Source organism: Nocardia niigatensis NBRC 100131 (genome assembly GCF_000308655.1).
Lineage (GTDB): Bacteria > Actinomycetota > Actinomycetes > Mycobacteriales > Mycobacteriaceae > Nocardia > Nocardia niigatensis.
This window is the reverse complement of the sequence record NZ_BAGC01000003.1, coordinates 54,178-75,889: the sequence shown is the minus strand read 5'-3', so window position 1 is coordinate 75,889 and position 21,712 is coordinate 54,178. Positions and strand designations below refer to the sequence as shown.

The window sequence follows — 21,712 nt, the reverse complement described above, 5'->3', positions numbered from 1 at the left end:
CCTGTGGCGCTATTCGGTCGCGCTGTCGTCGATGAGCGACAGCGCCTGGGTGGGGCAGTAGCGGACGGCGGCGCGGGCCGCCTCGAGATCGGCTCCGGGGTCGGGACGCAGGATCCGGACCTGGCCGTGTTTGGGCACCTCGAAGAGTTCGGGGGCCTCGTCCTGGCAGACGGCGTGGCCCTGGCAGAGATCGAGATCGACGATCAGACGCATCAGGACTCCTCCTGTTCCGGTGTCGGCTTGTCCTGGATCGGCGCTTCCGGCTGCACCTCCACCAGCACCAGGTGCGCGCCGCGCGGGGTGGAGACGACCGCGGTCACGGCCGCCGCGAGATCGGCGGGCCGCAGGAACTGCGGGTGCCGGGCAAAGCCCCATTTCACCCAGTTCTCCAGCAGCGGGCCGACGATCTCGGGGGTGGCCTGCATGCCCATGCCGGTGAGGGTCTGCCCCGGCCGCACGATGGACGAGCGCACCCCGGTGCCCTCGAGTTCCATGCGCAGCTGGGTGGCGAAGGCCTCGACCCCGGTCTTGGCCGCGTTGTACGCGCCCGCGCCGGGACGCACCCGGACCGCGCAGTCGGAGCCGATCACGACGAAGTCACCGCGCCGCCGGTCGATCATGCCGGGCAGGATCCGGTGCGCGAGCCGCTGCGCGCCGATCAGGTGCACGCGGACCTGTGATTCGAAGACGTCGGGATCCATTTCCCAGGCCTGCCCGAATTCGAGATCGCCCGCGCCGGAGACCAGGATCTCGATGGGCCCCAGTTCTTTCTCGGCGGCGGTGACGAATTCGTCGACCGAGGCGGTGTCGGAGACGTCCAGCCGGCCGGCGAAGGCCTCACCGCCGGCGGCGCGGATCTTCTCGGCCAGGGTCTCGCATATCTCCACCCGGCGCGCGCCCAGTGCGACCGGATGCCCCAGGGCGGCAAGGGCTTCCGCGGTGGCGGCGCCGATGCCGGAGGACGCGCCCGCGACGATGGCGGGACGGCGGTCGGGATGCGAGGGAAAACGTGTCATCAGCGGACCTCCACGGAGACGGGCAGTTGAGCGAAACCGCGCACATTCACCGAATGCACGCGCTGGATACCGGACTCGCGAATGCCGTAGGCGCGGACGCGAGTGGCGAACTCCCGCAGCACGATCGACGCCTCCAGCCGGGCCAGGTGCGCGCCCAGGCAGAAGTGCACGCCGCGGCCGAAGCTGATCAGCCCGCCCTTGTCGGCGCGTTCGATGTCGAAGCGGTCCGGGTCGTGGAAGACGGCGGAGTCGCGATTGGCGGAACCGACCAGCAGCAGCACCTTCGCGCCGCGCGGGATCGTCTGCCCGTAGTACTCGAGATCGGCGGCGGCGGTGCGGGCCAGGATCTGGCTCGACGCGTCGTACCGCAGCGTCTCCTCGACCCAGTCGTCGACGAGTTCCGGGTGCGCGGCGACCTTGGCGTATTCGCCGGGATTGCGGCCCGCCCAATACAGGGCGTTGCCCAGCAGTTTCGTGGTGGTCTCGTTCCCGGCTACCACCATGAGGAACATGAAGCCGAGGATCTCCTCGTCGGTGAGGTGGTCCCCGTCGGCCTCGGCGTCGAGCAGGGCCGAAGTCAGGTCCTCGGTGCGCTGCCGTTTCCGGGCCATCAGCATCTCGTTGTAGTAGCCCGCCAGCTGCAGGGCGGCCTCCATGGCCGCGACGGGCACGTCCAGCACGCCCTCCTCCCGATGGACGAGCAGGTCGGCGAGTCTGCGCAATTCGGCGCGGTCGGATTCCGGGACACCGAGCAGTTCGGAGATGACGTCCATCGGCACCCGCCCGGCCACCGCTTCGATCCAGTCGAAATCGCCGCCGGCCAGGGCTGGTTCGAGATAGCGCCGGGTGATGTCGCCGATGCGATCGCTCATCTCGGTGACCCGGCGCGGCGTGAAGCCCTGATAGACCAGCTTGCGCAGTCGCACATGCCGCGGATCGTCCATGGCCAGGAAGGACATGGTCCGCCACGCGTGCGGACCCCAGGCGGCGGGGTCCAGGGAAACGCCGTTGGCGCTGGAGAGCCGGATGTTGTCCCGGAAGCCGGCGGTCACGTCGGCGTGCCGGGACAGGGCCCAGAAATCCAGGTCGGGGTGGTGGTACACCGGCGCCTCGGTGCGCAACCGCTGGTACACGGGGTAGGGGTCCTCGTGTATGCGGTAGTCGTAGGGGTCGAACAGCAGCGGCTCTAGGGAGGCTGCGGTCATGGTGTCTGCACCTCGTCTTCGATAACGCGTTCATCGGCTCCGATGAACGATTTCCAGCAACGGAGACACGTAGCTGGACATGTGTCTGTACGGTACTAGCGACGGGATCGCCTGACAACGGAATCCCGCGAACAGAATCGGCCACATCCGCGCAAACTGAAACAGGTTCTTGCGCGTATCGGAGCCACGAACCTATAGTCCGTACACGTGTCCGGACAGCATGGGAGCTACCTATGAGCCCGAGCGATCTCGTCCCCGACGGCGGTTCGCACCTGCTGATCGGCGGCAAGCTGACGCCCGGCGGCGGCGGTGTGTTCACCACCGCCAACCCCGCCACCGGGGAGACCCTCGGCTATGCCGCCAATGCCGACGCCGCCGATATGGATGCGGCCATCGCCGCCGCCCGTACCGCCTTCGACACCACCGACTGGTCCCGCGATCCGGGTTTTCGCGCGACCTGTCTGCGCCAGCTGCGGGACGCGCTGCGCGGGCACATCGAGGAACTGCGCGAGATCACCATCGCCGAGGCCGGAGCCCCGCGCATGCTGACCAGCGGCCCCCAGCTGGAAGGCCCGGTCGGGGATCTCGGCTACTTCGCCGACCTCGCCGAGAACTATGTGTGGGAAACCGATCTCGGCATCGCCTCGCCCATGGGCATCAAGAGCTCACGGCGGGTGCGCCGCGAACCCATCGGTGTCGTGGGGGCGATCACGCCCTGGAACTTCCCCCACCAGATCAACTTCGCCAAGCTGGGCCCGGCGCTCGCCGCGGGGACCACGGTCGTGCTCAAGCCCGCGCCCGACACCCCGTGGTGCGCGGCGGCCGTGGGACGGATCATCGCCGAGGAGACCGACATTCCGGCCGGGGTGGTCAATATCGTCACCTCCGACGATCACGGGCTGGGCGCGCAGCTGGTCACCGATCCGCGGGTGGACATGATCTCGTTCACCGGATCCACGCAGACCGGGCGGGCCGTGATGACCGCGGCGGCGACATCTTTGAAGAAGGTGTTCCTGGAGCTGGGCGGGAAATCGGCGTTCATCGTGCTGGACGACGCGGATATCGCGGCGGCGGTCAGCTACGCGGCGTTCGGGGTGTGCGTGCACGCCGGGCAGGGGTGCGCGATCAGCACCCGGCTGCTGGTACCGCGGGAGCTGCACGATCAGGCGGTCGAGGCGGCCGCCCGCACCCTGGCCAATATCAAGCCCGGGGATCCGGCCGAGGCCGGAACCGTGTGCGGCCCCGTCATTTCCGAGCGGCAGCTGGCGCGCGTCGAACGCTATCTCGACATCGCGCGCGCCGAGGGCGGCACCATCGTCACCGGCGGCGGGCGACCCGACCGCGCGGGCGGCTGGTTCATCGAGCCGACACTGATCACGGGGCTGCCCAACAGTTCCACCGTGGCCCAGGAGGAGATCTTCGGGCCCGTCCTCACCGTCATCCCGCACGACGGTGACGCGGATGCCGTCCGCATCGCCAACGACTCCCCCTACGGCCTGTCCGGCTCGGTGTGGGGACGCGATCCCGAGCGGCTGCGCGCGGTCGTGGAGGGCGTGCGCACGGGGACGCTCAGTGTCAACGGCGGCATCTGGTATTCGGCCGACGCGCCCTTCGGCGGCTACAAGCAGTCCGGCATCGGCCGGGAAATGGGCGTCCTCGGCTTCGAGGAATACACCGAGACCAAACTCATCGCGACCGGCGTCTGAGGAGTACCGACATGAACCGATTCACCGACAGGTCGATCATCGTCACCGGGGCCGCGCGCGGCATCGGCGCCGCCTACGCGCGGGCACTGGCCGCCGAGGGCGCGAAAGTGGTTGTCGCCGACCTCAACAGCGAGCTGGGCGAGACCGTCGCCAAAGAAATCACCGCGGACGGCGGCGTCGCGGTCTTCGCGCAGGTCGACGTGGCCGACCCGGCCTCCGCCAAGGCGGTCGCCGACTTCACCGTCGCCGAGTTCGGCGGCATCGACCATCTGGTCAACAACGCCGCCATCTACGGCGACATGAAGCTCGACCTCCTGGTCTCCGTGCCGTGGGAGTACTACAAGAAGTTCATGTCCGTGAATCTCGATGGGGCACTGAACATGACGCGCGCGGTGTACAAGCACATCGCGGCCGAGGGCGGCGGGTCGATCGTCAATCAGTCGTCGACCGCGGCCTGGACCTACTCCGGGTTCTACGGGCTGGCCAAGGCCGGCATCAACAGCCTCACCCAGCAGCTGGCACACGAACTGGGGCACTCCAAGATTCGCGTGAACGCCATCGCGCCCGGACCCACCGATACCGAGGCCACCCGCAGCATCGTGCCGGACCAGTTCGTGGATCAACTGGTCAAGCAGATGGCGCTCAAGCGGCTCGGCACCACCGAGGACATGGTCGGGGCATGCCTGTACCTGCTGTCCGACGACGCCGGGTGGATCACCGGCCAGGTGCTCAATGTCGATGGCGGGCAGGTCTTCCGGTCATGAGCGAGGACAAGGACATCTCGGTCGGGTTCATCGGACTCGGCAATATGGGCGCGCCGATGGCGCAGCGCCTGGTCGAATGGCCGGGCGGGCTGGTGGTGTGCGATATGCGGCCGGACGCGCTGCAGCCGTTCACCGACGCGGGCGCCGCCACCGCGGCCACGGCCGCCGAGGTGGCTCGGCAGTGCGCCGTCATCTCGGTGGTGGTCCTCGACGACGACCAGGTGCGGTCGGTCGTTACCGGCCCCGACGGGCTGTTGCAGACCGCGAAGCCGGGCACGGTGATCGCCGTGCACTCCACCATCTCCGACCGCACCGCCGTCGAACTCGGCGCCGAATGCGCCGCGCACGGTGTGGAATTCGTGGACGCGCCGATCAGCGGCGGGGCGCCGGCCGCGCAGCGCGGGGCCCTCGCGGTCATGGTCGGCGGCAGTGCCGCGGCCTTCGAGCTGGTGCGGGAACCGTTCGGGCGCTTCGGATCCCTGGTCATCCACGCCGGTGAGGTCGGGGCGGGTACGCGCATGAAGCTGGCGCGCAACCTGCTGCACTTCGTCGCCTTCACCGCGGCGTCGGAGTCGCAGCGTTTGGCCGAGGCGGCCGGGCTGGACCTCGCCGCGCTCGGCAAGGTGGTCCGGCACTCCGACTCACACACCGGCGGGCCCGGCGCGATCATGCTGCGCAAGACCACCGCGCCGGTCGCGGCCGACGACTTCTGGTTCCCGGTGCTCGGCCACGTCCGCGACCTGGGCGAGAAGGATCTGGCGCTGGCGCTGGATCTGGCAGGGCGGCTGGATGTCGAACTGCCGCTGGCGCGACGCGCATTGCACGACCTGGGTGACGGGCTCGGTGTGGGGCCCGGAACGATCGCGAAGGAGCAGGCATGAGTGACCAGAGTCCGTCCGAACAGCGGCAGGCCGGCCTGAAGAAGATGTCCGAGGTGTACGGGTTCGATCTGCCGAACCTCACCGATGACCCGTTCTTCGAGGTCACCGTCGACCACCTCTTCGCCGACATCTGGAATCGGCCCGGCCTGACCCTGCGGGACCGGCGGCTGCTGCTGCTCGGCGTGATCGTCGCGCAGGGCCACTCCGAGATCGCCGAGATCCAAGTGGGCGCGGCCCTGCGCAACGGCGAGTTCGACGCCGACCAGCTGCGCGAGATCGCCGTGTTCCTGGCCCACTACGTGGGCTGGCCCGCGGCCACCAAGCTGGACACCGTCATTCGCAAGACGCTGGCCAAGGACAAGAAGAAGTAATCCCAACCCGCAGTGAGGAATACAGAGACAATGGCGGATACCGCAAGCGTCCGGCCGGTCCCGGCCAGTGAGGTCGAGACCTGGGACTATCGGGCCGATGTCGTGGTCGTCGGCTTCGGCATCGCCGGGGTGTGCGCGGCCATCGAGGCCGCGCGCTCCGGGGCCGATGTCCTGGTGCTGGAACGCACCGGCGGCTGGGGCGGTGCGGCCGCCATGTCCGGCGGCTTCATCTATCTCGGCGGCGGCACGGCCCTGCAGCGGAAGCTGGGGTTCGAGGACACCGCCGAGAACATGGAGGCGTTCCTCACTGCGGCCCTGGGGCCGGGCGTGGACAAGGCGAAGATCCACGACTACTGCCAGGGCAGCATCGCGCACTTCGATTGGCTTGTCGCCCAGGGCGTTCCGTTCAAGGAGGAGTTCTGGGGCGAGCCCGGCTACGAACCGCCCGGCGACCAGGGCCTGATGTACTCCGGCGGCGAGAACGCCGCGCCGTTCAAGGATTCCGTGCCGCCCGCCCCGCGCGGTCACCTGGCCTGGACCAAGGACAAGAAGCTGGGCGAGAAGGGCGGCGGCTACATGCTGATGGAGCCCCTCGCCGAGAAGGCCGGGGAGCTCGGCGTGCGCCACGAATACGATGTGCGCCTGCGCCGGCTGGTCGTCGACGAGACCGGGCGCGTGGTCGGCGTGGTCGCCACCCGCTACGGCAAGCCGGTGTACGTGCGCGCCGAGCGCGGCGTAGTGCTGGCCACCGGCAGCTTCGCCTACAACCATGAGATGGTCGAACGCTTCGCGCCCAAGATCTCCGGCCGGCCCACCGCCACCGTCGAGGAGCACGACGGCATCGGCATCCGGGTCGCCCAGGCGCTGGGCGCCGATCTCGCGCACATGGACGCCACCGAGGTGGCGCTGATCGTGGATCCGCAACTGGTGGCGCGCGGCATCCTGGTGAACGGGCGCGGGCAGCGGTTCATCACCGAGGACACCTACGCCGGGCGCATGGGACAGGCCGTGCTGCAGGATCAGGGCAACAAGGCCTACCTGGTGATCGACGAACTCGCGCTGGAGGAGGCGATGGAGACCCGGTCCTCGCTGTCGTTCCTGCGCACCGCGCCGAAGTGGGTGGCCGAGACGGTCGCGGAGCTGGAGGGCGAGATGGGGCTGCCGGAGCACACGCTGCAGGCCACCATCGACCTCTACAACCTGCACGCGGAGCGCGGCGAGGATCCGTTGCTGCACAAGAAGACCGAGTGGGTGAAGCCCATCCGCACCCCGCTCGGCGCCTTCGACCTGTGCGGCTATACCGGCGGTTTCACCCTCGGCGGTCTGCGCACCGACCTGGATTCCCGCGTTCTCCACGTCTCCGGGGAACCCATCCCCGGCCTGTACGCCGCGGGCCGCGTCACCTCCGGCATCTGCGCCGGCGGCTACGCCTCCGGTTGTTCTCTCGGCGACGGCAGCTTCTACGGCCGCCGCGCCGGCGTCTCCGCCGCCAAGCAGCTCTGAAAGGAGCCGACCCCCAATGCGATTCGGCATCGTCCTGTTCACCAGTGACCGCGGCATCACGCCCGCGGCCGCCGCCGAGGCCGCCGAAGATCGAGGCTTCGACTCCTTCTTCGTCCCCGAGCACACCCACATCCCCGTCAAGCGCGACGCCGCCCACCCGCAGACCGGTACGTCGGAACTTCCCGACGACCGCTACATGCGCACCCTCGACCCCTGGGTGGCGCTGGGCACGGCCGCCGCGGTCACCTCCCGCATCGAGTTGTCCACCGCGGTGGCGCTGCCCACCGAGAGCGACCCGATCACCCTCGCCAAGACCATCGCCACGCTTGATCACCTTTCCGGCGGCCGCGTCACCCTCGGCGCCGGATTCGGCTGGAACACCGATGAACTCACCGACCACGGCGTGCCCGGCAACAAGCGCCGTACGGTCCTGCGCGAATACGTCGAGGCCATGCGCGCCCTCTGGACCGAGGAGGAGGCCTCCTACGAGGGCGATTTCGTCTCCTTCGGCCCCAGCTGGGCGTGGCCCAAGCCGGTCCAGTCCCACATCCCCCTCCTGATCGGCGCGGGCGGCACCGAGAAGACGTTCAAGTGGATCGCCCGCTCCGGCGACGGCTGGATCACGACCCCCTACGAATCCGACGTCTCCGCCTCCACCACCCTGCTGATGAAGCACTGGCAGGAGGCGGGCCGGGAAGGCGCCCCGCGCGTCGTGGCCCTCGCCTACAAACCCGACCCCGACAAGCTCGCGGCCTGGGCCGAAGCCGGCGTCACCGACGTCCTCTACGGGCTCCCCGACAAGTCCGAAGCCGAGGTGCTCGCCTACCTCGATCGCCTCGCCGGCAAACTGGCCCCGCTCGGCCTGAACAACCAATCGGTCTGACCCGCAACGCGACCCGCCGCGAGGCGGGTCGCGACCGGGCACCGGTTGCCCATTCGCCGCCGGATTCGGCACGGCGCCATCGACCGTACGCTCGAGCGGTGTTCGAGTCGCTGCCGCCGATGCCCGCCCTGTCCGAGCCGACCGCGGTGTTCATCGTCCATGAGGACACCGCTCGGGTGCTGACCGATACGTTCTCGCCTGGGTCGAGCAGCGCTGAATGCGGGCGCGGCCGCCGACGTGGACGTGCGGGGCTAGTTGCAGGCGGCGATGCGCTGGAGGATATGGAGGCCGCCGGCCGGAGTGAGTTCGCGGAATTTTCCGGTGGCGAGGGCTCGGTGATGGAGGGTGTCCGAGCGGAGGGCGAGGAGGCCGCCGCCGGCGATCCAGTGCGCCCAGTCGTCGTAGGCGCGGTCGGCCGCCGCCGGGTTCGGGTCGAGAATCAGGAGCAGGCGGAGGGGCGTACGCCAGTCGCGGATCGCCTGGTCGTAACCGGTGGGATCGGCGGCCGGGGTGATTTCCAGGATCGCGCCCCGGCCGGCGTAGGTGCGGGCGGCCTCGGACAGGGCGCGGGCCTCGTCCGGGGCGAGGAATTCGGGGATTCGGGCCAGGAGAGCGGGCAATTCGCGCGGGGTGGCGGAGAGCGCGGCGGGGGTCATTCGAAAGCCTTTCCGGGGCGCGCTCATTCATGCGGGTCGGGTATGTCGCGAGTTGCTCGGCGGGCTCGGTGATAGTAGCATCCGGACACGTGTCTGATCCCCTTTCCGCCCGCTCATCGGTGAGCATGGAGGCCACTCGCCGGCGGCTCACCGAGAAGCAGGCCGATACCGTGGACCGGCTCACGCGAGCCGCCATGGATGTGCTGTCACGCGAGGGGTTCTCGGGGCTCACCGTGCGCATGGTGGCGGCGCAGGCCGGGGTCGGTACGGCCACCGCGTACACCTACTTCTCGTCGAAGGAACACCTGGTCGCGGAGATGTTCTGGCGGCGGCTGGCCGCCACCGAACCACCGGCCGGGGAGGGCCTCGACTCGACCGCGCGGGTACTGGCGGTGCTGCGGCAGATCGCGCTGCTGCTGGCCGACGAGCCGACCCTCGCGGGCGCGGTCACAGCCGCGCTGCTGAGCACCGACCCGGATGTGGCCCACCTGCGGCTGCGGATCGGCGGCGAGATCCGGCGGCGGCTGCTCGACGCGCTGGGCGCGGACGCCGATCCCGAACTCGTGGAAACCCTGGAGATGATCTACGCGGGCGCCCTGGTGCGCGCCGGCATGGGCTACGTGTCCTACGCCGAGATCGCCGATCGGATGGAGAAGTTCGCGCTGCGCGTTCTGCGCAGCTGAGAACGCTTGCCGGGCAATGACACTTTCTTGCCGGGCGATAGCTCCCGTTGTACCTTCGGGAGATGCGCGGCCACGCCACCACCATCGCCCGCGAGGTGGACCGCATGCTGGCCGGCTGGGGTGACGCGGGCGAGATCGATCTGTTCGACTTCTTCGCCGAGCTCACCATGTACACGTCCTCGGCCTGCCTGATCGGCCCCAGATTCCGCGAGGAACTCGACGGTCGCTTCGCGCGCCTGTTCTACGACCCGCGCCGCGACGAGGCCCGCCACCAGCTGATGAAGCGGATGCGCCACATCATGGCCGGTCGGATGGCGAACCCACCCACCGGCGCGGACGAGCGGGACCTACTCGACGAGCTGGTGTCGGACCCGGACGAGCAGGGCCATCCACCCTTCTCCCCCAGCGAGGTCACGGGAATCTTCCTCGCGGGGATGTTCGCCGGGCACCACGCCACGTCGGAGACGGCGGCCTGGGCGATCCTCGAATTACTGCGGAATCCGCGGGCGCTGGCGCAGGTCGTCACCGAACTGGACGACCGCTGCGCAGCTGGCCTGAACACGAGTTCCGCTGGGCGGCAGCAGCTTCCACATCTGGAGGCGGTCCTCGAGGAGGTCCTGCGCCGGCACCCACCGCTCATCATCGATTCCGGTGACCCGGCGGCCACGGGCCCCGCTGTCACCACACGGATTACGGAAGTGGACGAGGCCTTCACGCTCGTGCAGCTGAAGGTGATCTTCGCGATCCTGTTGCGGGACTGGGAGTTCGAGCTCGCCCAGCCATCGGACAGTGACCGCGACGACCACTCCGGGATGACGGTGGAGCCGCGACAGCCGTGCGCGGTGCGGTACCGCCGCCGCGCACAGCCGCGGGAAGGTTGAACTACAGCGCGCCCTCGAGGGCGGCCACGACCGCCGGGTCCTTCGGCTCGGTGCGCGGCCGGAACCGCCCCAGCACCACGCCGTCCCGGCCGATCAGGAACTTCTCGAAGTTCCACTGGATGTCCCCGGCCTCACCGGCGGCGTCCGCGACCTGGGTCAGCTCCTGGTACAGCGCGATCCGGCCCTCGCCGTTGACCTCGCTCTTCTCCAGCAGCGGGAAGTCCACCCCGTAAGTGGCGGAACAGAATTCGGCGATCTCCTCGGCGGTGCCGGGCTCCTGGCCCATGAACTGGTTGCACGGCACGCCGACCACGGTGAAGCCCTGCGGCCCGTAGGTCTGCTGCAGTTCGACCAGGCCCGTGTACTGCGGGGTGAGCCCGCACTTGGAGGCGACATTGACCAGCAGCACGACCTTGTCGCCGGCCAGTTCGGCCAGCGTCGTGGGCTTGTCGGTGAGCGTGCGCAGCGGAATTTCGCGAAGATTCGTCACAACCACGAATACTAGAACGGGTTCGTGAAGGTCACCGGTTTCAGGAGTAACGCACCTGCCAGTGTTTGATCCCGTTGATCCAGCCCGACCGCAGCCGCTGCGGCGGGGCGACCTCGGTGATCTCCGGCATGGCGTCGGCGATGGCATTGAACATCAGATCGATCTCCAGCCGCGCCAGATTCGCGCCCACGCAGAAATGGTTTCCGGTCCCGCCGAAGCCGACGTGCGGATTGGGATCGCGCTCGACATCGAATTCGAAGGGGCGCTCGAAGACCTCCTCGTCGAAGTTGGCGGAGCTGTAGAACAGCCCCACCCGCTGTCCCGCCAGGACTTTCTGCCCGCCGATTTCGGTGTCGTGCACAGCGGTTCGCTGGAATGCCGAGACCGGGGTCGCCCAGCGCACGATTTCGTCGGGTGCCGTGCGCGGCCGGCGTTGCTTGTACAGCTCCCACTGATCGGGGTTGTCCACAAAGGCTTTCATGCCGTGCGCGATGGCATTGCGGGTGGTTTCGTTGCCCGCCACCGACAACAGGATGACGAAGAACCCGAACTCGTCCGAACCCAGGGCCTCCCCGTCCACGTCGGCGGTGACCAGCTGGGAGACGATGTCGCCGACCGGGTGGGCCCGGCGCTGTTCGGCCATGACATACGCGTATCCGAGCAGTTCGGCGTTGGCGGTCATATTGCTGCCCGCGAATTCCGGATCGTCGTAGTTGAGTAGCTGATTGGACCAGGTGAACAGCTTGTGGCGGTCGTCCTGCGGGACGCCGAGCAGTTCCGCGATGGCCTGCAGCGGCAACTCGCACGCGACCTGCTGAACGAAATCACCGCCACCGCTCAACTTCGCTTCCCGCACGATCCTTTCGGCGCGGTCGGTGAGCGCGGCGCGCAATCCCTCGATGGCGCGCGGGGTGAATCCCTTGGAGACGATGCGGCGGATCTTGGTGTGTTTGGGCGGATCCATATTCACCAGCAGCGCTTCGCGTCCGAGTTCGAGCTGTTCGGGTTCGGAGTCGGAGGGCATTCTGATGATGGAGCCCTTGCGATTCGAGGACCAGAGTTCCGGTCTTCGGGAGATCTCCTTGACATCCTCGTGCCGGGTGATCACCCAGTAACCGTCGTCGTCCATGGGTGCGGCCTGCTCGGGGGTCTGGGCATTCCACCAGACCGGCGCGGTGCGGCGCAGCAGCGCGAACTCTTCGGCGGGGCTGTGATCGGCCCAGAGCGCGGGATCGGTGAAATCGAATCCGGCCGGTAATGACGGAACAGACACTGTTCCTCCTCGGGCAAGGTGCCGCTATGATCACGAAATTGGAACGTGTTTCACAGAAATTGAACCATGCCGACCTGCGACTGGGCAGCGTTTCCGGCCTCCGATCCCCTGGTTCCCGCGCGCCCGCGAGGCAGCTACCCCACAGCAGGGGATCTGAAACATGTTCAATGAGGACTCGTCACGCCGCCACGATTGACCAACCCGCCCTGAAGTCGACCTTGTGACTGGACATCATGTCCACCATGTCGGCAGACTAGAACTTGTTCTACAGTGATGCCAGGCACACTCGAAGATGAGGTAACTGATATGACCGCTTCCCCGGGCTCCACGTCCGAAGCCGATTACGTCGTCGTTGGCGCGGGCAGCGCCGGTGCCGTGCTGGCAGGCCGCTTGGCCCAGCGCGGCGCGAGCGTGATCCTGTTGGAGGCCGGGCGCAAGGACAACACCCAGCTGGTCACCCGGCCCGGCATGATCTCGGTGGTCCACACGGTTCCGCAGCTGAAGAAGCTGGTGACCTGGAAGCAGTATTCGGTCCCGCAGAAGCACGCGAACGACCGCGAGATCCCCATGACCCGCGGCAAGGTGCTGGGTGGTTCCAGCTCGGTCAACGGCATGCTCTATGTGCGCGGCAACAAGGCCAACTTCGACTCCTGGGCCGCCGAGGGCAACAAGGGCTGGAGCTACGACGAGGTCCTGCCCGCCTACAAGCGCCTCGAGAACTGGGTCGACGGGGCGGACGACTACCGCGCCACCGGCGGCCCGATCGAGGTGACCCGCCCACGCGAGATCACCCCGATCGCCGAGGAGTTCATGACCGCCGCGTCCGAAACCCTCGGCGCGCCGATCATCAAGGACTACAACGGCGCATCGCAGGAAGGCATCTCGATCTTCCAGCAGAGCGTCAAGGACGGCCTGCGCTACAGCTCCTCGCGCGGCTTCATCACCAACATGCCCAACTCGCACCTCACCGTGCTCACCCACGTCCACGCCACCCGCGTCGTGATCGAGAACGGCCGCGCCATCGGCGTCGAGATCGCCGAGAAGAACGGCTCCCGCCGCGTCGTGCGCGCCGCCAAGGAGGTCATCGTCTCCGGCGGCGTGGTCGGCTCCCCGCAGCTGCTCATGCTCTCGGGCATCGGCCCGGCCCAGCACCTGCGCGACCTCGGCATCGAGGTCGTCGCGGACCTGCCCGTCGGCCAGAACCTGCACGACCACCTGTTCGTGCCCATGACCTTCGTGTCCAAGAAGGCCATCCACCGCGGCATCCCGACCTACTTCGCGCGCGGCATCCTCAAGGAGATGCGCAACCCGGGCAGCTCCTTCATGGGCCGCACGGTCTTCGAGGCCGCCGGCTTCGTGAAGACCAAGTTCGCCGAGGGCGACCACCCGGACATGCAGATCCACACCCTGCCGTGGAGCTACCCGACGCCCAACCAGGACGCCGACAAGCTGCACCTGGTCGACCGCCGACCGGCGCTCACCGTGATGCCGTCGCTCATCTACCCGAAGAGCCGCGGCGAAGTGAAGCTGGCCTCGCCGGATCCGTTCGCCTCGCCGCTCATCGACCCGGGCTACCTGACCGATCCGTGGGACACCGAGTTCCTGGTCGAGGGCATCAAGATGATCCGAGAGGTCATGTCGCACAAGAGCATCGCGGGCGACATCACCGAGAACTTCTTCCCGGGACAGGAGTGGGCGGACGAGACCGCGCTGCGGCGCGAGCTGCCCAACCGCGTGCACTCCATCTACCACCCGGTCGGCACCTGCCGCATGGGCGTGGACGAGCGCGCGGTCGTCGACCCCACGCTCAAGGTGCACGGCATCGAGGGCCTGCGCGTGGCGGACGCCTCGATCATGCCGAGCATCACCGGCGGCAACACCAACGCGCCGAGCTACATGATCGGCGAGAAGGCGGCCGAATTCATCGGCTAGATCCCCAGAACTGCGGCGGAGTGCTGCTACTTCCCTGGTAGCTCCGACGCACGGGCCGGCGGATCACGACCACCGCCGGCCCGCGACAGCCCCGGGCCTACTACCTCTCGGCCCGGGGCTGTCGTCTTTTCTCATCCGGAGGAGTCAGCAGGTGTCCTTGCCCGTCGATCTGTGGCTGAACGCGCCACTCGCCGAATCCGCCACCCGGGCAGCGCGATTGCGCGAGCTCGGAGTGGACGGGGTGTTCACCTTCGAGGGCGCGCACGACGTGTTCCTGCCGCTCACGCTCGCCGCCACATGCGGCGCCGACCTCATGACCAATGTGGCGATGGCGTTCCCGCGCAGCCCGATGCACCTGGCGCACACCGCGTGGGACCTGCAGGCGCTGTCGGGCGGCCGGTTCCGGCTCGGGCTCGGCAGTCAGATCCGGCCCCATATCGAGCGGCGGTACGGCAGCACCTGGTCGGAACCGGTGGAGCGGATGCGCGACACCGTGCAGGCGGTGCAGGCGATTCTGCGCGCCTGGCAGCACGGGGAGCGGCTGGATTACCGGGGCCGGTTCTGGCAGCACACCCTGATGCCGCCGCAATTCGATCCGGGGCCGAATCCCCATGGGGCGCCACCGGTTCTGGTCGGCGCGCTGGGCCCGCGCATGACCGCGATGGCCGCGGAGGTGGCGGACGGTCTGCTGGTCATGCCTTTCAATACCGAGCGGCACTTCCGGGAGCGGACCCTGGCGGCGGTCGCGCGGGGTCGCGGCGACTCGGCCCGGCCGTTCGAGATCATCGTGGAAGCCATTGTGGCCATGGGCGATTCGGAACAGGAGCGGCTCGAAGCCCGCCAGGCGGTGCGAAACCTGCTGGCGTTCTACGGTTCCACGCCCGCCTACCGACCGGTCCTGGAGGTGGAGGGCTGGGCGGATCTGCAACCCGAGCTTAACCTGCTCTCCAAGCAGGGACGCTGGCGGGAGATGGCCGGGCTGATCGAGGATCCGATGGTGGACGCGCTCACCGTGAGCGGCACCCCGGCCGAATGCGCACGGCAGATCCGGACCCGCTTCGGCGGCCACGCCGCTCGCGTCTGCTGCTACTTCCCCGGCTACCCGGTCACCGATGCCGCCATCGCCGACCTCGTAGCCGCACTGCACCATCGTTCGGCAATCTGACAGCAGACACCACGCCGACCGTCGGCACGACACCGCTCGGCGCGCCGAGCCGGGCCGAATTCAATCCGCGTCGGATAGGCCCGCGGAGCAGCGCACCACTGCGGTGCCGCGCGAATACCTCAGGCAGGCACAGGGATCGACGTCAGGGACCCGGCGGCTGTCGTGGCGCTCTTCCTCATCGAGATGATCCGGTTGCATCGAGATGATCCGGTTGCAGGGTGTACGGCCCCGGCAACCGGCGTTGAGTAAGGCCGCGAAAACTGCGCATTAGCAGGCATTTTCACAATTACAAGATCTTGTTAAGGCCGCGACAAGCGCGGCTCGGCATTGTTTGTGTCAACGCCGGGACGCACCGGCGGACCCAACGAGCCACCATCCGGGGGTGGGAACGCTGGGCCCGACCCGTCTACGAGGGGTGGCGGGTCGGCCACAGCAAACAAACCAACCGGTACGAAATTGGGACATGGCCTGCCGCGAAGGGGGTGGTAGGCCAGCGCAGAACCCGCCGAGTCCGTCCACGAGGGGTGTCGGACACGGCGGGTTCGGCGTTTGATTGCCCTCCGCTTCGCTCCGGGCGGGCTCGCGGTGCTGAAGTCTCGATTCTTCCGTCCCTCCGCTCCTCCGCTTCGCTCCCCGCTCCGGTCAGTCCAGAATCGAGACGCGCCGCGAACCATCGGGTGACACTCCGCGAGCCATCTGGCGCGGAGATGGCTGCTAACGATCTTGTTATCGTCGTTTGTGGCCGTGGCGTCCCCGGAGACGGCATCATGTAGGTAAGTGCGCCAAGAAGATTGGGATTGACGATGGAAACTGTGGTCGTCTTCGTGCTGGCCTGCCTGATCTACTGGTTCGGCCTACTCTGACGTGGGAGTTTGCGCGACCGCGTACAGCGCGTCCGCGATGCGGCGGCTGAAGTGGTCGGCATCCTCGGTGCCGTGCGTGAGGGCGCGCATCAGGGTCGCACCGCGCAGGAATTCGAAGATCGCCTCGACATCGCACGCGACGGCCGCCTGCCCTGACTCGGCAGCCGCCGTGAGCAGCTCGCGCAGCGCCTGAATCGTCGGCCGTTCGCCGCCGTCGAGCAGGCGACGATAGCTCTCCCGATCGTCGTGATACTCCGAGAGCAGCCCGGGAATCGCCGAGCGGGCCGCGGGGTGCGCGGCGGCATTGAGGAACAGGCGCGTCCAGGCCAGTAGGTCGGCGCGCAGATCACCGCTGGGCAGCGGGTGGTTCTCGGTGTCCAGGGCGAAGATCGCATCCTCCACCAGGGCGCGCTTGCCGGGCCACCGGCGGTAGATGGAGGTCGTGACGACGCCGGCGCGCCGGGCCACGGCCGCGATGGTGGTGGCCTGGTAGCCGTCCCGCACCAGGAGTTCCTGGCATGCGGTGAGCACCAGGGCGTCCAGCTGCGGATCGCGTGGACGGCCGGGGCCGGTGCGGGCGGTCCCTGCTGCGGTCACGTGGTCTCCCTCGGGTCGGCGAGCTTTTTTCTGGAACAGGTTACATTCTTGTCATATTTGAAATACGCTGCGCCTCGTATTCTAATTGACTGTGGCCCAGGCCACCCCCGCTGAGAGGCATGTCGATGCTGACGCCCCAGGACGAACTGCTCGCCCACCAGCTCCCCACCACCTTCGACCACGTCCAGCAGAGCGATCTGCGCTGGACCGAACGCGTCGTCCTGTACGGCTTCGACACCACCGGCGAGATCAGCGTGATGACCGGCATGGCGCGCTACCCCAACCGCAATGTGCTCGACGCCTACGCCATGGTCACCATCGGCGGCAAGACCGCCCACGTGGTCCGGCTCTCGCGCGAGATCGGCGGCCGCTACGACGGCCTCGCCGACTGGCGGGTCGGGCCGTACACGTACGAGATCGTGGAACCGCTGCGCAAGGTGCGCGCCACCCTCGGCGACAACGAGCACGGCGTGCGGCTGCACCTCGACTTCGAGGGGCAGTTCCCGGCCTACGAGCAGGAACCCGCCTTCTTCCGCAGCCGCGGCCGGGTCCGCGAGGACGCCCGGCGCTACTACCAGAACGGCCGCGTCTCGGGCTGGATCGAGGTGGAGGGCACCCGCTTCGACATCGATCCGGAGACCTGGTGGTTCGGGCGCGACCACTCCTGGGGCACCCGCCACGGCGGTGGCGGCGGCAGCCTCGGCGAGGGCGACGGCCTGCAGCCGGCCGACATCCCGGACGGCGTTCTCTATTACATGGGCATCTTCCAGTTCGAGGACGAGCTGGTGCACTTCGCGCAGCGCGAGACGGCAGACGGGCAGCGCTGGCACTTCGAGGGCACGGTGCTGGCTCCTCTCGACTCCGGTGCGCAACCGGTCCCGATCGTCACCACCGACCACGCGCTGACCTTCCGCGACGACTTCCGCATCGTCAGCGGCGGCAGCTTCACCGTGCGCAGCGCCGACGGCCGCGATCGCGAATTCACCATCACGCCCGTCTCCGACTTCTGGCCCGGCATCGCCGGCTACGACAACTACCGCGGCTACGCCTCCGGACTGTGGAAGGGCGCGGATTGGAGCGACGGGTTCACCGCCGACCTCACCGACACCGCCGACCTGAAGCAGGCCGGCATGCTCAGCGAAACGTTCTGCCGCGTCGAGACCGCGGGCAAGGTCGGCTACGGGCTGGTCGAGATGGTGTTCATGGGCCGCAACGCGCGGTACGGGTACGAGGGGTACTGACCTTGAGCACCAACCGAATTGCCGCCGAGCAGCTCGGCAGGGCACTGGAACCGGCGGTGCGCGAGCATCTTTCGCGGTCGGGGAACGCACGGGTGCTGGAGCTGGCGCGCACCGAACGCGGATTCGCCACCGAGACCTATCTTTTCGAGGTCGAGGACGAATCCGGCCGCACGCCCCTGGTCATGCGGCGACCACCGGACATGTCACTGTTCCCGGACTACGACCTGCTGCGGCAGGTACTGGTCATGCGGCGCCTGGCCGACACCGCACTGCCGGTGCCGACGGTCTCCTGGCTCGAACGCGGCGACAATCCGCTCGGCAGTCCGTATTTCGTCATGAACCGGCTGGCGGGCAAGGCCCCGAGCGACTTTCCCTCGTATCACACCGCCGGGAACTACTTCGAGGCCACGCCGGAGCAGCGGTCCCGCATGTGGTGGGGGTGTGTGGACACCATCGCCGAGGTGAACCAGCTGGATTGGCGCGCACTGCGATTGGACTTTCTCGCCTATCCGCAGCACGGCGCCGGGGTCATCGAGCAGGGTGTGAACTACCTCGAGGCCGCGCTGCGCTGGGCATGCGAGGGCGATCCGCCGGAGACCTACCGGCGCGCCATCGCCCATCTGCGGGACAACCGGTACGAGCCGGATCGGCCGTGCCTGTGCTGGGGCGACGCCCGCATGTCGAACATACTGTACGACAACGACTTCCAGGTCAGCGGCGTTCTCGACTGGGAGATCGCCCACCTCGGCGCACCGGAGTCGGATCTGGGCTGGCTACTGTTCCTGGATTGGGCGTGCAGCGAGTACGAGGGCCATGCCCCGCTGCCGGGCACGCCGACCCGCGCGGAGACCATCGCGTACTACGAGAACCGGACCGGACACGAGGTTCGGAATATCGAATACCAGGAGATCTTCTCGGCCGCTCTGCTGTCGATTCCCTTGCTGCGCATGACTCACCGCGTGCAGCTCCCGCCGGAAATGAATATCACCGGGTTCTGCACCGCCCGTATCGAGCAGTTGCTCGGCTGACGCTGCTGACACCGAGGCCGTGCAGGCGCAAACGCGAACGACTCCTCCGCCCCCGGCATGCTGCCGGGGGCGGAGTCCGTTGCGGGCGTCCTCGCCCTGACGAGGTCGAAGACTAGCGGGCTTCGATCAGCTCCTCGGCCTGCGCGCCGACCGGAACACTCTCCGGCGCAGCCGACTTCGCGCCCTTCATGAGGAAGAAGGCGACCACCGTCGCGGCCAGCACCGCCGCGCCACCGGCCAGGAACGTGTTCGACATGGCGTCGGTGAAGGCGTCGCGGGCCGCGGCCACCAGGGCGCCGTCGCCGATGGCGAAGGCGCCGGCGATGCCCTCCCGGGCCGCCGCCGGGGCATCGGCGGGCATGCCGTCGGTGTAGGTCCCGGCCAGCACCGCGCCGAGCACCGCCACACCGAGCGCACCACCGGTCTGCTGGATGGTGTCGTTCAGCGCGGAACCCACACCCGCCTGCTCCGGCGGGATCGCACCCATCAGCGCACCGACCGCGGCCGGCATGGCCAGGCCCGCACCGGCGCCGACCAGCGACATGGCCAGGGCGGGCAGCCAGAAGCCGGACTCGGAGGTCAGCGCGGCCAGGGCGCCGAAGCCGCCGGCCAGCACCAGCATGCCGACCAGGGCGACGGGCCGCACGCCCAGCTTCTGCACCAGCGCGGCACCCAGGCCGTTGAACACCAGCGCGGTCAGTGCGAACGGCGTGAAGGCGAGGGCCGTCTTGATCGGCGAGTAGCCGAGCACGAACTGCAGGTACTGGGTCAGCACCAGGGTGAGGCCGGCATTGGCGAAGGTGGCCAGCACCAGGGAGAAGCTGGATCCGGTGAAGACCCGGTTGCGGAACAGCTGCAGCGGCACCATCGGGTGCTCGGCCCGCAGTTCCCGGATCACGAAGCCCGCCAGCACGACGACCGCGAGCACCAGCGTCACCCAGGTACCACCGAGACCCTTGGCCGGGAACTCGATGATGGACCACACCAGCGAGACCATGCCGACGATGGAGAGCACCATTCCCGGCAGATCGATCGGGCGGGCGGGACCCTGGGATTCCGGCATCAGGGCGAAGGCGGCCACGATGGCCAGCGCCGCGATCGGCACGTTCAGCAGGAACACCGAACCCCACCAGAAGTGGTTCAGCAGTATACCGCCCAGCACCGGGCCGCCGACCATGCCCAGCACGGACACACCGGTCCAGGCCGCGATCGCCCGGGGCCGCTCGTCCTCACCGAACACGGTGATCAGGATGGACAACGTGCTCGGCATGATGAGCGCGCCGCCCGCCGCCATGATCACGCGGCCGGAGATGAGCATCCCCGCGCTGGTCGCGTAGGCGGCGATGAGTGAGGCCGCACCGAAGAGCGCGAGCCCGAGCACCATCACCAGCCGGCGGCCGAAGCGGTCCGACAGGCTGCCGGTGGTGAGCAGCAGGCCCGCGAAGACCAGGATGTAGGAGTCGATCACCCACTGCAGGGCCTGGGACCCGGCGTGCAGGTCGATCGCGATCTGCGGCAGCGCCACGGTGAGGACCATATTGTCGATCACCAGCACGAGCGTGGCCAGGCAGAGCACGACCAGAATCAGCCAGCGCTTCGGATTGCGCTGTGCCGCAGGCGATGTCAGCGCCTCGGTCAAGTCTTCGGCAGTCATTTCAGGTCCCCTTCGAGAAGCCGTTCCGCACACTGTGCGGCGCTGCCGAACACTGTACGATCTCCGTACAGTGTTCGCAACTAGGAACGGTGTACGCCTGGACGAACGGCGTTCTAGCTGGGGTTATGCTGTTCCACGGACGAAGGAGGAAGAGCCATGGCGGCCAAAACCCTGGAATTCTCGTCGGTGTGGACCCGCCCGCAACGTGAGCGGCGCGACCAGCCCGCCCTGAGCCGGGAACAGATCGTCAGCGAAGCGCTCGCCCTGCTCGATACCGAAGGCTACGACGCGCTCAGCATGCGCAAGCTCGGCAGCCGCCTGAATGCCGGCGCCACCTCGCTGTACACGCACGTCGCCAACAAGGACGAGATCCTGGAGTTGGCGATCGACGAGGCCTTCGGCGACGTCCGGACGCCCACCGCCATCGAGCCGGAGAACTGGCGCGCCGATCTGCTCGGCCTCGGGAAGGATGTGCGGGCGGCCGTCCTGCGGCATCCCTGGATCAGCATCGCCATCACCGGGGCGGGACTCGCCTATCTGGGCCCGAATCTGCTGCGCGCGTCCGATACCATGCTCGCCATCCTCGAGGCCGCCGGGTTCGACGACGCCACCGCGGACCGGGCGTCCAACGCCATCTTCGCCTTCGTCCTCGGCTCCGCCGGAACCGAGACCGCCATGCTCACCAGCGTCGCGCGCAGCGGACTCGGCGAGCGGGAATGGTTCACCCGAATGATGGCCGTGGCCGAACAGGCCGTGCAGGGCTATCCGCACGTCGCCAAGCGCTATGACGTCTACCGCGAGCTCGATCCCACGCAGTCGCGCGAGGACTTCTTCAACGCCGAACTCGAACTCATCCTCGACGGACTGGAGCTACAGCGCAGTCGCGCCGAAGGGCGCTGAGCCCCTGGCGCGCCGGATGA

Annotated in this window: 20 protein-coding genes and 1 pseudogene; 13 read left to right on the top strand and 8 right to left on the bottom strand. The window is 68.3% G+C overall.

The genetic code is table 11. The features are described from left to right. Nucleotides 1–9: 9 nt before the first annotated feature. Genes ON33_RS01840 through ON33_RS01830 form a run of 3 tightly spaced genes read right to left on the bottom strand, consistent with a single transcriptional unit; the run spans nt 10 to nt 2,221 of the window. Entirely contained in the window at nt 10–213 is a 204-nt protein-coding gene (locus ON33_RS01840; RefSeq protein WP_040854136.1) for a ferredoxin, read from the bottom strand. Continuing rightward, nucleotides 213–1,016, bottom strand: a complete 804-nt coding sequence (locus ON33_RS01835) for an SDR family oxidoreductase (RefSeq protein WP_040854133.1) — start codon at nt 1,014–1,016, stop codon at nt 213–215. The genes ON33_RS01840 and ON33_RS01835 overlap by 1 nt, the downstream gene beginning before the upstream one ends. Then, nucleotides 1,016–2,221 (bottom strand): cytochrome P450, encoded by a 1,206-nt coding sequence (locus tag ON33_RS01830; RefSeq protein WP_040854131.1) that lies wholly within the window; start codon nt 2,219–2,221, stop codon nt 1,016–1,018. The genes ON33_RS01835 and ON33_RS01830 overlap by 1 nt, the downstream gene beginning before the upstream one ends. A gap of 233 nt (nt 2,222–2,454) precedes the next feature. Here ON33_RS01830 and ON33_RS01825 point away from each other — a divergent pair, with 233 nt between their 5' ends. Genes ON33_RS01825 through ON33_RS01800 form a run of 6 tightly spaced genes read left to right on the top strand, consistent with a single transcriptional unit; the run spans nt 2,455 to nt 8,329 of the window. Then, entirely contained in the window at nt 2,455–3,927 is a 1,473-nt protein-coding gene (locus tag ON33_RS01825) for an aldehyde dehydrogenase (protein ID WP_040854129.1), read from the top strand. 11 nt (nt 3,928–3,938) lie between these two features. Next, entirely contained in the window at nt 3,939–4,691 is a 753-nt protein-coding gene (locus ON33_RS01820) for an SDR family oxidoreductase (protein ID WP_040854127.1), read from the top strand. After that, the gene (locus tag ON33_RS01815; RefSeq protein WP_040854124.1) at nt 4,688–5,572 is read left to right on the top strand and encodes an NAD(P)-dependent oxidoreductase; all 885 of its coding nucleotides are present in this window, start codon (nt 4,688–4,690) and stop codon (nt 5,570–5,572) included. Before ON33_RS01820 ends, ON33_RS01815 begins: the two co-directional genes overlap by 4 nt. Beyond that, a complete protein-coding gene (locus ON33_RS01810; RefSeq protein ID WP_040854121.1) occupies nt 5,569–5,943 on the top strand; it encodes a carboxymuconolactone decarboxylase family protein in 375 nt (124 codons plus the stop codon). Before ON33_RS01815 ends, ON33_RS01810 begins: the two co-directional genes overlap by 4 nt. A 30-nt stretch (nt 5,944–5,973) precedes the next feature. Beyond that, nucleotides 5,974–7,446, top strand: a complete 1,473-nt coding sequence (locus tag ON33_RS01805) for an FAD-dependent oxidoreductase (protein ID WP_040854119.1) — start codon at nt 5,974–5,976, stop codon at nt 7,444–7,446. A 16-nt stretch (nt 7,447–7,462) separates the two neighbouring features. Beyond that, a complete protein-coding gene (locus tag ON33_RS01800; protein WP_040854116.1) occupies nt 7,463–8,329 on the top strand; it encodes an LLM class F420-dependent oxidoreductase in 867 nt (288 codons plus the stop codon). Nucleotides 8,330–8,580: 251 nt separating this feature from the next. On the opposite strand, the gene ON33_RS01795 is transcribed toward ON33_RS01800, so the two are convergent. After that, a complete protein-coding gene (locus ON33_RS01795) occupies nt 8,581–8,985 on the bottom strand; it encodes a hypothetical protein (protein ID WP_040854113.1) in 405 nt (134 codons plus the stop codon). Nucleotides 8,986–9,104: 119 nt separating this feature from the next. On the opposite strand from ON33_RS01795, the gene ON33_RS01790 reads away from it, so the two are divergent. Beyond that, the gene (locus tag ON33_RS01790; protein ID WP_040854110.1) at nt 9,105–9,668 is read left to right on the top strand and encodes a TetR/AcrR family transcriptional regulator; all 564 of its coding nucleotides are present in this window, start codon (nt 9,105–9,107) and stop codon (nt 9,666–9,668) included. A 59-nt stretch (nt 9,669–9,727) separates the two neighbouring features. Further along, nucleotides 9,728–10,549 (top strand): annotated as a pseudogene (locus tag ON33_RS01785) (cytochrome P450); the annotation flags it as partial. A 1-nt stretch (nt 10,550) separates the two neighbouring features. Here ON33_RS01785 and ON33_RS01780 read toward each other — a convergent pair. Beyond that, entirely contained in the window at nt 10,551–11,015 is a 465-nt protein-coding gene (locus tag ON33_RS01780) for a glutathione peroxidase (RefSeq protein ID WP_373281008.1), read from the bottom strand. A 64-nt stretch (nt 11,016–11,079) separates the two neighbouring features. Beyond that, nucleotides 11,080–12,312, bottom strand: a complete 1,233-nt coding sequence (locus ON33_RS01775; protein WP_040854104.1) for a cytochrome P450 — start codon at nt 12,310–12,312, stop codon at nt 11,080–11,082. 306 nt (nt 12,313–12,618) lie between these two features. Between ON33_RS01775 and ON33_RS01770 the strand changes: the two genes are divergently transcribed. Next, nucleotides 12,619–14,244 (top strand): GMC family oxidoreductase, encoded by a 1,626-nt coding sequence (locus tag ON33_RS01770; protein WP_040854101.1) that lies wholly within the window; start codon nt 12,619–12,621, stop codon nt 14,242–14,244. Nucleotides 14,245–14,401: 157 nt separating this feature from the next. Next, entirely contained in the window at nt 14,402–15,409 is a 1,008-nt protein-coding gene (locus ON33_RS01765; RefSeq protein WP_051151558.1) for a TIGR03617 family F420-dependent LLM class oxidoreductase, read from the top strand. Between the two features lie 854 nt (nt 15,410–16,263). On the opposite strand, the gene ON33_RS01760 is transcribed toward ON33_RS01765, so the two are convergent. Next, a complete protein-coding gene (locus ON33_RS01760; protein WP_040854100.1) occupies nt 16,264–16,869 on the bottom strand; it encodes a TetR/AcrR family transcriptional regulator in 606 nt (201 codons plus the stop codon). 125 nt (nt 16,870–16,994) lie between these two features. On the opposite strand from ON33_RS01760, the gene ON33_RS01755 reads away from it, so the two are divergent. Next, on the top strand, nt 16,995–18,110 hold the full coding sequence (locus ON33_RS01755) for an Rv3169 family protein (protein ID WP_040854512.1): 1,116 nt from the start codon (nt 16,995–16,997) through the stop codon (nt 18,108–18,110). 2 nt (nt 18,111–18,112) lie between these two features. Beyond that, complete coding sequence (locus tag ON33_RS01750; protein ID WP_040854097.1) at nt 18,113–19,138, top strand: phosphotransferase family protein; 1,026 nt, start codon at nt 18,113–18,115, stop codon at nt 19,136–19,138. Nucleotides 19,139–19,250: 112 nt separating this feature from the next. On the opposite strand, the gene ON33_RS01745 is transcribed toward ON33_RS01750, so the two are convergent. Next, nucleotides 19,251–20,792 (bottom strand): MFS transporter, encoded by a 1,542-nt coding sequence (locus ON33_RS01745; RefSeq protein WP_051151532.1) that lies wholly within the window; start codon nt 20,790–20,792, stop codon nt 19,251–19,253. A gap of 156 nt (nt 20,793–20,948) precedes the next feature. Between ON33_RS01745 and ON33_RS01740 the strand changes: the two genes are divergently transcribed. Continuing rightward, nucleotides 20,949–21,692 carry a TetR/AcrR family transcriptional regulator gene (locus ON33_RS01740; RefSeq protein WP_040854096.1) on the top strand — a complete coding sequence of 248 codons (744 nt, stop codon included), beginning with the start codon at nt 20,949–20,951 and terminating at the stop codon, nt 21,690–21,692. The last annotated feature ends 20 nt before the right edge of the window (nt 21,693–21,712 follow it).

What these genes read in the sequence shown, in the direction of transcription:
- ON33_RS01820 (WP_040854127.1), top strand. Translation starts at nt 3,939, where the DNA reads ATGAACCGATTCACCGACAGGTCGATCATCGTCACCGGGGCCGCGCGC.
- ON33_RS01745 (WP_051151532.1), bottom strand. Translation starts at nt 20,792, where the DNA reads ATGACTGCCGAAGACTTGACCGAGGCGCTGACATCGCCTGCGGCACAG.
- ON33_RS01795 (WP_040854113.1), bottom strand. Translation starts at nt 8,985, where the DNA reads ATGACCCCCGCCGCGCTCTCCGCCACCCCGCGCGAATTGCCCGCTCTC.
- ON33_RS01755 (WP_040854512.1), top strand. Translation starts at nt 16,995, where the DNA reads ATGCTGACGCCCCAGGACGAACTGCTCGCCCACCAGCTCCCCACCACC.
- ON33_RS01830 (WP_040854131.1), bottom strand. Translation starts at nt 2,221, where the DNA reads ATGACCGCAGCCTCCCTAGAGCCGCTGCTGTTCGACCCCTACGACTAC.
- ON33_RS01805 (WP_040854119.1), top strand. Translation starts at nt 5,974, where the DNA reads ATGGCGGATACCGCAAGCGTCCGGCCGGTCCCGGCCAGTGAGGTCGAG.
- ON33_RS01835 (WP_040854133.1), bottom strand. Translation starts at nt 1,016, where the DNA reads ATGACACGTTTTCCCTCGCATCCCGACCGCCGTCCCGCCATCGTCGCG.
- ON33_RS01815 (WP_040854124.1), top strand. Translation starts at nt 4,688, where the DNA reads ATGAGCGAGGACAAGGACATCTCGGTCGGGTTCATCGGACTCGGCAAT.
- ON33_RS01770 (WP_040854101.1), top strand. Translation starts at nt 12,619, where the DNA reads ATGACCGCTTCCCCGGGCTCCACGTCCGAAGCCGATTACGTCGTCGTT.
- ON33_RS01840 (WP_040854136.1), bottom strand. Translation starts at nt 213, where the DNA reads ATGCGTCTGATCGTCGATCTCGATCTCTGCCAGGGCCACGCCGTCTGC.
- ON33_RS01740 (WP_040854096.1), top strand. Translation starts at nt 20,949, where the DNA reads ATGGCGGCCAAAACCCTGGAATTCTCGTCGGTGTGGACCCGCCCGCAA.
- ON33_RS01800 (WP_040854116.1), top strand. Translation starts at nt 7,463, where the DNA reads ATGCGATTCGGCATCGTCCTGTTCACCAGTGACCGCGGCATCACGCCC.
- ON33_RS01825 (WP_040854129.1), top strand. Translation starts at nt 2,455, where the DNA reads ATGAGCCCGAGCGATCTCGTCCCCGACGGCGGTTCGCACCTGCTGATC.
- ON33_RS01810 (WP_040854121.1), top strand. Translation starts at nt 5,569, where the DNA reads ATGAGTGACCAGAGTCCGTCCGAACAGCGGCAGGCCGGCCTGAAGAAG.